General features: G+C 42.8%; 12 protein-coding genes. All 12 read left to right on the top strand.

Features of this window, described 5'->3' with window-relative positions:
- The first annotated feature begins 50 nt into the window (after positions 1–50).
- A complete protein-coding gene (locus MPH60_RS17720) occupies positions 51–2,117 on the top strand; it encodes a BglG family transcription antiterminator (protein ID WP_241591472.1) in 2,067 nt (688 codons plus the stop codon).
- The gene (locus MPH60_RS17715) at positions 2,114–2,380 is read left to right on the top strand and encodes a PTS sugar transporter subunit IIB (protein ID WP_241591474.1); all 267 of its coding nucleotides are present in this window, start codon (positions 2,114–2,116) and stop codon (positions 2,378–2,380) included. The genes MPH60_RS17720 and MPH60_RS17715 overlap by 4 nt, the downstream gene beginning before the upstream one ends.
- 16 nt (positions 2,381–2,396) lie before the next feature.
- Positions 2,397–2,663 (top strand): PTS sugar transporter subunit IIB, encoded by a 267-nt coding sequence (locus tag MPH60_RS17710; RefSeq protein ID WP_048883161.1) that lies wholly within the window; start codon positions 2,397–2,399, stop codon positions 2,661–2,663.
- Positions 2,664–2,694: 31 nt separating this feature from the next.
- On the top strand, positions 2,695–3,963 hold the full coding sequence (locus MPH60_RS17705; RefSeq protein ID WP_230177169.1) for a PTS ascorbate transporter subunit IIC: 1,269 nt from the start codon (positions 2,695–2,697) through the stop codon (positions 3,961–3,963).
- A 119-nt stretch (positions 3,964–4,082) separates the two neighbouring features.
- The gene (locus MPH60_RS17700) at positions 4,083–4,928 is read left to right on the top strand and encodes an HAD family hydrolase (protein ID WP_241591476.1); all 846 of its coding nucleotides are present in this window, start codon (positions 4,083–4,085) and stop codon (positions 4,926–4,928) included.
- 515 nt (positions 4,929–5,443) lie between these two features.
- Positions 5,444–6,469: a LacI family DNA-binding transcriptional regulator gene (locus MPH60_RS17695; protein ID WP_241591478.1), complete on the top strand. Its 1,026-nt coding sequence runs from the start codon at positions 5,444–5,446 to the stop codon at positions 6,467–6,469.
- Positions 6,470–6,712: 243 nt separating this feature from the next.
- Entirely contained in the window at positions 6,713–7,480 is a 768-nt protein-coding gene (locus MPH60_RS17690; RefSeq protein WP_241591480.1) for an SDR family NAD(P)-dependent oxidoreductase, read from the top strand.
- Positions 7,481–7,514: 34 nt separating this feature from the next.
- Complete coding sequence (locus MPH60_RS17685; protein WP_241591482.1) at positions 7,515–8,702, top strand: iron-containing alcohol dehydrogenase; 1,188 nt, start codon at positions 7,515–7,517, stop codon at positions 8,700–8,702.
- 4 nt (positions 8,703–8,706) lie between these two features.
- A complete protein-coding gene (locus MPH60_RS17680; protein WP_241591558.1) occupies positions 8,707–10,140 on the top strand; it encodes an aldehyde dehydrogenase family protein in 1,434 nt (477 codons plus the stop codon).
- 53 nt (positions 10,141–10,193) lie between these two features.
- On the top strand, positions 10,194–10,817 hold the full coding sequence (locus MPH60_RS17675; protein ID WP_098863906.1) for a hypothetical protein: 624 nt from the start codon (positions 10,194–10,196) through the stop codon (positions 10,815–10,817).
- A gap of 2 nt (positions 10,818–10,819) precedes the next feature.
- Positions 10,820–11,518 (top strand): alpha/beta fold hydrolase, encoded by a 699-nt coding sequence (locus MPH60_RS17670; protein WP_241591484.1) that lies wholly within the window; start codon positions 10,820–10,822, stop codon positions 11,516–11,518.
- Between the two features lie 69 nt (positions 11,519–11,587).
- On the top strand, positions 11,588–12,364 hold the full coding sequence (locus MPH60_RS17665; RefSeq protein WP_241591486.1) for an HpcH/HpaI aldolase family protein: 777 nt from the start codon (positions 11,588–11,590) through the stop codon (positions 12,362–12,364).
- The last annotated feature ends 8 nt before the right edge of the window (positions 12,365–12,372 follow it).

The raw sequence follows: 12,372 nt of genomic DNA, 5'->3' as shown, positions 1-12,372 counted from the left end.
CATTTTTAATAAGAAGTGAGATATCGTAGAAGCAGGGAGAGGGATTGAGAATGTTTTTAGATGAAAGAAGCGCCATTTTACTAAAACTATTACAGCATTCGCCCATTTCAAAAATGAAAGAACTTGAAGCCCAAACAGGTCTGACGAGAAGGCAAATCCAATATGGTCTAAGTAAAGCGAATGACTGGCTCCAATTTCATGGATATGAACCGATTCAATATAATCGTGAAATGGGCTACTCCTTTTCAGAAACGATCAGGGATGAAGAATTGAATGTAAAACTGACAAAACGCAATTATATATTTTCAGAGACGGATAGGGAAAAAGTTTTTTACCTCATGATTCTGTTAAGCCCGGAAGAATTGTCCGTCTATCATTTCCAGTCGATCACCGGGCTTTCACGTAATACGGTGTTGAAGGATTTAAAAAGACTTAAAGAGAAAAACAGGGACATATCGCTCAAGATCCAGTATTCCAAACAAGATGGCTATGTGGTGATTGGGGAAACCCGAGTAAAGAGATATATCATAGAACGTCTCGTACATGATGTATTGAACAGTCCCAATAGTGAATGGATCATGGAGTGCATATGGGGAAATCAAGAAAAGCAAATCAGCTCGATCCGGTTACAGCTTGAAGGGATCGAACGTAAATTAGGCATCACCTTTACGGATGAACGGCTTCATGAACTGAGCTATTTATTTCTATGTACTGATCAGCTCATAGGAAAAGGGGAAGAGTTACAGGCAGACGAGAGCTGGGCGCCGTTTGTTGCGACGGAAGAATACAAAATGGTTGAGGAAATGTCCAGGACGAATGCCTTTCAATCAGTATGGAGCGAAACGGAAAACTTATACGCCACCTTACATTTACTGAGCATGAATCGAACGAAGGATATTTCGCCTCTTAAGGATGATGAAGCCATTCAGCAACTTTTGCAGGAAATCGTCGCAGAGTTCGAGAGGCTGGCATTTGTTCACCTGAAAGACAAAGAACAGCTATGCCAACAATTATATGTTCATTTTAAACCGGCATATCATCGCCTGCGGTATGGTCTCCCGCAAATGAACCCGATGACGGGACGGGTGCAGAAGGTCTATCCTGAATTGCATCATTTGACAAAAAAATCCCTGTGGGCGCTGGAGAAAGAAATTGGCTGTCCAGTATCAGAAGAGGAAGTCGCATACTTCACGGTTTATTTTGGCGGATGGCTGCGCAGGCAAGGAACGACATTGGATGATCGAAAACGGGCAATTGTCGTATGCCCGAATGGCATTGGAATCAGCAATATCCTCATTTATACATTGAGGGAATTATTTCCGGATATATTGTTCCTGGACGTTCTGTCCGTTAGAAATGCGGCTGAATACCCATTGTCGTACGATCTTGTTTTTTCAACGGTGCATATGAGAACAAAAGCGGCATTATTCGTTGTACCGCCCATTTTGGAAATGCAGGACAAACATACATTGCGCCAGCAGGTCATGCAGGAGTTGTATGGATATACGACGGAAAGTGTGGATGTTGCAGCTTTATTAAAGATCATTTCCAAGTATGCAACCATCCATGAACAGGATCAGCTTGAAAAGGCTTTGAAGTCGAATGTGTATACCCATACACCAAAAATAACCCAATTTTCTTTAAAGGAGGCAGAGAAGCCTGTGTTAGAAGAACTGCTCAATATGCAAACGATTCAATTACAGCCGCATGTTTCCGATTGGAAAGAAGCCATTCAAGTCGCGGCCAAGCCTCTCGTGGACTTAGGAACCGTAGAGGAACGATATGTGGATGCCATGATCGAGGCCATAGAAACGAATGGACCATATGTAGTGATAACGCCTGGAGTGGCGATTCCACATGCACGTCCAGAGCAGGGGGTCAGGTCTTTATCCATGAGTTTGTTGAAATTGGATGAAGCCGTGGACTTTGCGCCGGATAAACCGGTACGCCTGATTATCATTTTGGCGGCAGTGGATAACGATTCGCATCTGCGAGCGTTGATCCAGCTCACTCAATTATTGAATGAACCAGCCAATATAGAAGAAATCTTAAGAACTTCAGATAAATCGGTCCTTATGGAGTACGTTCATAAATATTCGAAGGAGGAAGCGGAATGAAAATCATGGTAGTATGCGGAAACGGATTGGGAAGCAGTTTCATCATGGAGATGAATGTGAAGAAAGCATTGACGGAAATGGGTAAGACGGCCGAGGTGGATCATACGGATTTGGCATCCGCAAAAACGGTTCAGGCGGATATTTTCCTCGGAGCGGCGGATATTGTCGGTCAGCTGGATGATGGAACCCGGACGATCGTCACATTGGAGAACATGATGAGCATCCCTGAAATCAAATCTAAATTGGAAATTCATGTAGGATAAAAAAGGAGAGATTGATATGAAGAAAATCATGGTAGTATGCGGAAACGGATTGGGAAGCAGCTTCATCATGGAGATGAATGTGAAGAAAGCGTTGACGGAAATGGGTAAGACAGCCGAGGTGGATCATACGGATCTTGCATCCGCAAAAACGGTTCAGGCGGATATTTTCCTTGGAGCGGCGGATATTGTCGGTCAGCTGGATGATGGAACCCGGACGATCGTCACACTGGAAAACATGATGAGCATTCCTGAAATCACATCGAAATTGGCTTCACATCTATAAGAAGAAAACATAAAGAAGAGGGGGAGAGGCAATGCTGGAACTTATCATGAATGACATCTTGGGTACACCTTCCATACTTGTGGGGCTGTTTGCTCTCATTGGACTGCTGTTACAGCGGAAATCCAGTGCGGATGTTGTATCTGGAACGCTAAAAACCGTCATGGGCTTCATTATCATTGGAGCGGGAGCGGCAGTGCTCATTGGCGCCCTTGATATATTCAGTAAAATGTTCGATCATGCATTCAATGTACAAGGCGTCATACCGAATAACGAAGCCATTGTCGCAGCCGCCCAAAGTGATTTTGGGACCTCGACTGCACTAATCATGGTTTTTGGTATGGTGGTCAATGTTTTGCTGGCTCGTTTCACGCCATTTAAATATATATTTTTAACGGGACACCATACCTTATTCATGGCTTGTTTACTTGCAGTCACGCTATCGGTCGGCGGGCTCAGCGGATTTCCACTTATCTTGGTCGGTTCCATTCTATTAGGAGTATGCATGGTGATGTTCCCAGCCCTCCTTCAGCCATACGTACGGAAGATTACCGGAAGCGATGATTTTGCCATCGGCCATTTCGGGACAATCGGATATTTTGTATCCGCGACTGTTGGAAAATGGTTTGGAAATAAGGAAAAAACGACAGAGCAAATCAAGGTTCCTAAATCTTTAGGATTCCTGAGGGACACATCAGTCGCTGTATCGCTTACGATGACGATGTTCTTCGTGATCGTCGCATTGTTTGCCGGACAGAACTATATTGAAACGGAATTATCCGGCGGTTCTAACTTCATCGTATTCTCTTTCATCCAGGCGATAACATTCGCTGCAGGAGTCTACATCATCCTTGCAGGGGTACGGATGTTAATTGCTGAAATCGTCCCTGCATTCAAAGGGATTGCCGATAAAGTGGCGCCGAATACAAAGCCTGCATTGGACTGTCCGACCATCTTTCCATTCGCTCCAAATGCAGTGATCATCGGGTTCCTATTCAGTTTCTTGGCTGGATTATTATCCATGTTCCTCCTTCCGGTTCTTGGACTGAAAGTAATCGTTCCGGGGCTTGTACCGCATTTCTTCACCGGAGCAGCAGCAGGTGTATTCGGAAATGCCACAGGAGGCAGACGTGGAGCTATGCTTGGATCGTTTGCCAACGGACTCATCATCAGTTTCCTGCCGGCAATACTCCTGGTCTTCTTGGGGGATGTAGGGTTTGAAGGCACCACATTCGGTGATTCGGACTTTGGTGTGGTCGGTCTCTTGATCCTAAGTGTGATGAAACTTTTAGGATTATCCTAAACTGTTATACTGATAAGGTACAGTAATAAAAATATATGAATGAAACCAACAGCCTAAGATCTTATAGATAATGGGCTGTTGGCATTTTCATCATCATTCTGATTTTTGAGGTGATTGGCATGACCAACAAAGCAATTGTGCTCGATTTGGATGGCACGACATTGAACGAAAGAAATACTGTGAATGAGACGCTGGAACAATACATAAGCGACCTTAGGAAAAGCGGTAAGCTGATTTTCATTGCAACAGGAAGAACGCTGGAAGAAGTGAGGGACGTTTTGCCGGCCGGCATGGAAGCCGATGGAATGGTGACCGCCAATGGAATGTCCGTATTCATCGGAAAGGAAAAGATAGTAGAACACGCCCTGTCGACGGAACTTGTTGAAGAGTTGGTCGCCAAAGCAGGAGCGGAAGAGATTTTTTACGAAGTTCATCCGAACGAAGGAACACGGATGGCATTACTTAAGGATAAAGACTATATGGTTAAACAAGGTTTGATACCTAAACCTGAGACGGTCGATGAAAATGAATGGCTATCAAGACAGGATGCAGTCGAAGACAAAATAAGGTGGTCAGAAGAGCTGGATATAAGCAGTGTCGCCAAAATCTACTTTTTCAGTAATGAAATGAATAATATTCGAAAATGGAAAGCGGAGTTGGGGAAAATCAAGCAGTACAATGCCTTTACCACGGCTTCCTCCACTCATCATAATGTAGAAGTGACCGTGGAAGGCATCACAAAAGCAACAGGCGTTCAACTGCTGCTGAAACATTTCCAGTTAGCACCGGAAAATATCCTGGCAGTAGGCGATGGCGAAAATGACCTCCCGCTATTTAAACTCGCCGGACATTGCGTTGCCATGAAAAACGCCACGGACCTGGTCAAAGAACAAGCCGATGAAGTGACGGAGTATTCATATCGAGAAGATGGACTGTATCGCTTTTTAAAAGGAAAGTTTCACTAAAATAACCTGGAAGGGCAAAGAAGATCCAATCTTTAGATATGGAAATACAGAAAAAACTGTCAAAAAGGCGCTCCATTTGAATTTTAAAGCAAAGTTGATTGGAACGGAAGGTGCGTGACTCCTACGGGAAAAGCATATCCAAGGGAGACCCGCAGGAGCAAAGGCGCCGAGGAAGGATCCAGGACCGCCCGCGGAAAGCGAGTGCCTGGAGAGGAAATCAACGATTTTTGCAAACTCTTAATTTCGAGCTTATCTCCAGTCTGGAGCCCATCTTTAAAGATCGGCTCTTTTTCCTATAGGATAAGATAAGCAACAAACGCTTACTTTAAATCCTCATATTTTGCGAAAAAGTACAACCTGACGCAATCCAAAACCCAAAACAGTTCCATAACTGGAAGTAAAATTTTAAATATTATGATATATTAAAGGGAAATCATAATGTTTATATTGATATATATACGTTGTTTTAGTTTCCTAGGATAACAATTACTAGACGTAGAAAGGATTAATGAAGCATGAAGAGAGTGACGACAGAAGATGTGGCAAAAATAGCGGGTGTTTCACAATCGACCGTTTCCAGGGTGTTGAATGATTACCCGTATATTAAGAAAAATACGCGTGATAAGGTTCTTGCTGTAATTAATGAGCTGGGTTTTACAAGGGATGAAATAGCCAGAAGCCTTGTTGAAAAAAGAACCAAATCAATAGGGTTGATATTAGGGAGCATTTCAAATCCATTCTTTGCCGAAACGGCGGAAGTCATCATAGAAAGGGCACAAGAATTAAAATATGATGTCATCGTTTATAACACGGGGCATAAAGATGAAAACTTGGAACAAGCCATTAATTTGCTGATTGGCAAAAGGGTAGAGGGAATCATTCTTACAAGCGTTAGTAAAAACTATACTGAAAAAATTAAAAAGTTACATGATAATGGATTTCCCGTATTATTATATAATAGTTTCCTCGATATCAAGGACGTTAACTTTATCGTAATGGACAATAATAAAGGAGCCAGGCTCGCTGTTCAGCATCTAATAAAATTAGGACATAAAAAAATAGCCAAAATATCCGGCCCTTCCAAATACTTGGCAACATATGAGCGAACAGTAGGTTATAAAGAAGAGATGATGGAGAACGGATATGAAATTGATGAAGGTTTGATTTTCAATAGCGAATTTTCCTATGACAAAATCTATTCATTTACAAAAAAACTGCTGAAAAAGAAGGACAGGCCGACTGCAATCATAGCGGCATCCGATCAGATGGCTCTCGCAGTCTTAGATGCAGCTTCAAACCTTAATTTGAAAATCCCTGCTGATTTATCCGTTGTTGGGTTTGATAATATAAGATTGTCCGCTAATGAATTTATAGGGCTGACCACAATATCTCAACAAATGGATCAAATGTCTTTAACAGCACTGGAAAAATTAATCTTTCTCATAGAAAATAAAGAAACATCATCTTCATCCATACAAATTTTCCTTAAGCCTGAACTGATGGTCCGTAAAACAACAGGGCCAGCCCCCGTACAAGATTAAGGGGAATGGCCGGTTTTGGATTGGACCTTAAGTGTATTATTCTCATAAAATGAAATTCGGGCATTTTAAAAATTTATAGACTTAATATTATTTTTACTATTTACAAAAGTCAGAAAGTTGTTTATATTTTAATTTGTAATCGCTAACAAGTATTTGCATGATTTTGAATACGTATTCAAAATCAAAATGCAAAATGCCTGAATGTAAAAAAATCGCCTCGATGAGGTAAAGATAGGTGATAGATTGGATATAAATCATTTATTTAATTTAAGCGGTAAAGTGGCCATCATTACAGGTGCAAGTAAAGGAATCGGTAAAGACTTAGCCCATTTGCTTGCACAGGCCGGGGCCGATATAGCGATAGTTGCCCGCAATAAAGAGCAACTTGAAGAAGCTGCACATGAGATTGGGCAAACCGGAGCAAATGTTTTACCTGTTTCATTTGACTTAACAAAGGTTGAAGAAACGGCGGAAGTAATGGAAGGGATATACAAACACTTCGGTAAGATTGATGTTTTAATAAATAATGCAGGAATAAATGTGGCAAAGCCGGCTGAAGTGTTGACATCGGAAGAGTGGGATACAGTACTGGACATTAATTTAAAAAGTGTATTTTTTACGAGCCAAGCTGCAGGGAAGTATATGATCGGCCAAAAAAAAGGCAAGATCATAAATATGTCTTCGCAAATGGCATTCGTCGGTTATTACAAACGGGCTGCATACTCCTCCAGTAAAGGAGGAATTACACAGCTGACGAAAGCGCTCGCGATAGAATGGGCACCGCATCAGGTCAATGTCAATGCCATTGCTCCAACCTTCATTGAAACACCGATGACCAAGCCGATGTTTGAAGATGAAACCTTCAAAACTGAAGTATTGGGCAGGATTCCGCTTGGCAGACTTGCTAAAACGGAGGATTTATTTGGCGGCGTGGTCTATCTGGCATCAGATTGTTCAGATATGATGACAGGTCAAACATTGGTGGTTGATGGCGGTTGGACTGTCTGGTGAGTTTTTTGAATACGTATTCAAAAGGAGGATGATCATGTCTATTGCTCAAAATATAATCCATGATTTTCGAATGCCGACAGTTTTCCGGGTTGGTGTTGGGTCATTTACGACGTTAGTAAAGGAAATAGAAGAGCTGGGAGCCAAGAAGGTTGCGATTGTAAGTGACAAAGGTCTGGAAAAAGTTGGCGTTGTTCAAAAAGTGTTGGATCATATTAAGCCCTTATCCGTACCAACCACTACATATACGGAGATTTCGGGAGAGCCGACGTTTCAGCTATTGAAGGATGCCGTACAAACGCTAGATTCCGAAAAATGTGATGTAATCATCGGAATCGGCGGGGGAAGTGCGCTTGATGTGGCAAAAGCAACAGCAGCTTTATGCGGGAAAGACGATATAACAAGTTATATAAACGGTGAAAAAGTGGTGAAATCGAGAACGGTTAAATGCATTCTTTTGCCGACAACTTCAGGAACAGGTTCGGAAGTGACGATGAATGCCATTTTCGGTGATGAAGAGCAGCAAGTAAAAAGAGGGATCGTAAGTCCGGTGTTCCTTCCGGATGTAGCGATCATCGATCCGGAATTGACCATTTCCTGCCCGGCACGAGTTACTGCGGCATCAGGGGTGGACGCCTTTACGCATGCCATTGAATCTTATATTGCCATCAAGGCTACACCGCTTACGAAAGTTTATTCAGAGAAAGCTATGAAACTATTTCCTTCGAACATTACGAGAGCTGTCCATAACGGAAATGATTTGGAATCTCGAACCGGAATGAGTTGGGTAAGCTCGTTAGCGGGTGTGGCTCTAGCAAATGCAGGGGTTGGGGCGGTTCATGCACTGGCCTATCCGCTAGGCGGTAAATACCATATTGAGCATGGTGTCGCAAATGCCCTTTTAATGCCATTCGTTTTCGAAGTGATTGGGAAAACATGCACGGAAGAAATGGTGGAAGTAGCGTCCTTTTTACAACTGGGTGATTTCAAATCACAGCCAAGCGAAGCATTGAAGGCAGTTGTTGATTATATGTATCAGCTTCTGGAGGATCTTGATTTACCTACATCGTTATCTGAACTTGGGATTGAAGAGGACTCATTACCGATGCTGGCGGAACAGGCGGCAAAAATTGATCGCTTGCTATCGAACACTCCTTATAAGCTAAATGAACAAAAGATTCTCGGAATCTATCAAAGTGCCTTTAAAGGAAAGGTGGGAAACTGACTTGATCACGACAAATTCCGATAAAAAGAGATTATACATCGGCGGCGAGTGGCTGGAAGGTAATGATCATTACGATCTTCGGTCCCCTTACTCCGGCAAGGTGATAGCGCAAGTGCCTTTGGCAGAGAAGGAGACGGTACTAAAAGCGATAGAATGTGCAGAACAAGGTGCAAAAGAAATGAAAAGGCTAACAGCCCTTGAGCGCTCCAATATCTTGGAACGTGCAGCCGAAATTTTCAAGGAAAGACTTGAGGAATGTGCATTAATACTCGCTAAGGAAAATGCTAAGCCATTAATGGCGGCAAGGGGCGAAATTTTACGCACGATTGAAACATACAAGTTTGCAGCAGAAGAGGCAAAACGGATTCATGGTGAAACGATTCCGATGGATGCCGCTAAAAATGGCAAAGGCCGCTTTGCTTATACAATGCGTGAACCGCTTGGCGTCATTGCCGCCATTACACCATTTAACTTTCCATTTAATTTAGCGGCACATAAACTTGGACCTGCGTTTGCAGCAGGTAACTCAGTCATCTTAAAACCGGCTTCACAGACACCGCTTAGTGCATTTGTCGCAGCCGGAATTTTTGAAGAAGCAGGTTTACCAAAAGGCGCACTGAATGTTGTCACGGGTAAAGGAAGCGTTGTCGGCGATGTATTGGTCACTGATCCGAGAATTAAAATGGTTACATTTACAGGAAGTGTCGAAGTCGGGTTGGGGATCAAAGAAAAAGCGGGTTTGAAAAAGGTGACATTGGAGCTTGGTTCCAATTCAGCTGTCATTATTGACAGTGCTGATGACTTGGATGCCGTTGCCCAGCGCTGTGTCGAAGGTTCCTTTGCCTATTCAGGTCAGGTTTGCATCTCTGTCCAACGAATATATGTACAGGAAGATTTATATGAGTCCTTTTTGCAAAAGTTTACCGAAAAGACGAAGCTGCTTAAATTTGGAGATCCAGAATCAGAAGATACAGATCTTTCCGCGTTGATCAATATAAATGAAGCAAAACGTGTAGAGGGGTGGATCGAATCGGCTAGAAACGCTGGAACGGAAATCGCATATGGCGGTCAAAGAACAGGTGCAATCCTTCATCCAACCATTATCAAAAATGCGGGGTCAACACAGGAAGTAAGCTGCCAAGAAGCCTTTGCCCCAATCGTTTCAGTGAATTCCTATAGCACATGGGATGACGCCATCGACCTTGTGAATGATTCTTTATACGGCCTCCAAGCAGGTGTTTATACCACTTCGATGCCAAAAGCTTTTGATGCTGTTGAACGGCTTGAAGTCGGAGGTGTCATCGTGAATGACATACCATCTTTCAGGGTGGACCACATGCCATATGGCGGAATGAAAAACAGCGGGACTGGCAGGGAAGGGATTAAGTATTCAGTCGAGGAGATGACTGAATTAAAACTAGCCGTCTTTACTCTCTGAATAGCGCGGTCATGAAAATAAAAAAATTAACGAACACGGAAGGGGAAATTAAAATGTCAGTACAAGAACCTAAAGTAAAAAAAGCGGTAACGAATGAGGAAATGGAAAACAATTGGATCGTCCGTTTTGATCAAATGAAATCAAAAGGAATACCGTTAATGTTCATTGATAGTATCATTCCGGGTCATCAACGTCTCAACTATACGTTAATAGGTGATACAGCAAGTGAAAATGATAATTTCACCCCCGAAATTACCGAGCCCCATGGTTTTCAAATTGGAATGGTGAAAGCCCAAAAAGGAAACGGTCCAGCTTACCATACGCATGATTACATTGAATCCTTCCTTCCTCTTTCAGGAAAATGGCGTTTCTACTGGGGTAAGGGGCCAGACGAAATTGACGGCGAAACGATCATCGATCAATGGGACTTAATTTCATTACCGCCAGGCTTGTGGAGAGGATTCGAAAACATCAGTGAAGAAGATGCTTGGATCTTCGCCGTTCTTGAACAACATAAAGTATTTGATGGAAAAGACCCTTACTGGTCGCCAAAAGTGATCAAGGATGCAGCGGAATATGGATTCTTTGCCAATGATTTAGGCAAAATGATTAAACCGGATAACTTTGAAGAACTTGAAAAGGAAATTGCCGATAAATTGAAAATGGGTGAAAAATAAGGATGGATAAAGTACCGCTCATTTTGCTTCCGGGTACACTTTGTGATGAACGTCTATGGGAAACTGTGAACCTAGCAGATCTTGCAGATGTGAAAGTCTGTGATGTGTCGAAGGCTGATAGTATCGAAGGAATCGCAAAGTCGGTATTGGAAGAGGCACCTGATACGTTTGCACTTGCAGGCTTATCCCTGGGTGGCATCATTTCTCTGGAAATCATGCGAATAGCACCGGAACGGGTCATGAAATTGGCCTTGCTTGATACAAATCCAAATCCTCCTAGCCTGGAACAAATTGAAGGCTGGGAGAGGTTCATCGAAATGGCGGGTAATGGTCAATTTCTCGATATTACACTCCATCATCTGCTCCCGATATTAATTCATCCAGACCGGAGAAATGATGAAGCATTAGTTTCAATAATCATCGATATGGCTGAAAAAGTCGGCAAAGAAGGGTATATCAATCAGTTAAAAGCTGTGAAAACGCGCTCTGACCAACGTCCCATCCTTGCTACTATTGAATGCCCGACCATGATTTTGGCAGGAAAGGAAGACAGGGTATGTCCTGTTCATATGTCTGAATTTCTAAAAGAGAACATCCCGGCGGCGAGTCTTGAAATCATAAGTCATTCGGGTCATTTAAGTACGTTAGAACAGCCTGAAAAAGTAAGCGCTGCAATGAGAAAATGGTTGTCAGATAATTGAAGTGCCGGGAACTGGACGTGATTTTGCAGCATGGAACGAGATACAGTCTGTAGAAAGAGAGGGAAGACGATGAAGAATAATGCCATAAAGGAAAAAATCAAACGCGGGGAACAAGTTGTTGGTGCATTTTTAGGGATAAATTCCCCGCCATTAGTCGAAATGATCGGTTATGCCGGCTTTGATTTTGTCGTAATAGATGACGAGCATGGCGCATTCAGTGCATCAGAGCTTGAAAACATTATCCGTACGGCAGATTCTGTTGGGCTTGTCCCGATCGTCCGGGTTTCATATGACCCTTCCAGTATTCAAAAGGCTTTAGATCGCGGAGCAAAAGGTGTACAAGTACCAATGGTCAATACAAAAGGAGAGGCACTTGAGGTAGTTAAGCGGGCTAAATTCCCTCCATATGGAAATAGAGGAGTATCATATTCCACCAGACCGGCGCGTTACGGCAAAGATGGTGGAAAACCCTATTTAGATGAGAGTAATGAAAATGTTATGATAATTGTGCATATTGAAACGCAAGCTGCAGCCAGCAATTTTGAAGACATTGCAACAGTTCCTGGTATTGATTTGGCATTTATCGGTTCTACAGACCTCTCGGTGAACATGGGATACCAACTAGAAGGCGCAAGTCATCCTGAAGTGCAAAAGGTCATCAATGAACTGTTCATAAAAGGGAAAGAGCTCGATATGCCAATTGGTACCGTAGCCAGTAACAGCGTTGCCGCTAATGCGGCTTTTGACAAAGGCGCCCAATATGTCGGGGTCATATTGAATAATGTGATTACGTCTGCGTTAAATGATGTTGTCTCTGCAAGCAAGGCCACTCAATCTGTTAAATGACTTTACAA

Origin of the sequence: Peribacillus sp. Aquil_B1, from assembly GCF_022603275.1 — a bacterium.
Lineage (GTDB): Bacteria > Bacillota > Bacilli > Bacillales > DSM-1321 > Peribacillus.
This window is presented reverse-complemented; position numbering and strand designations above follow the sequence as displayed.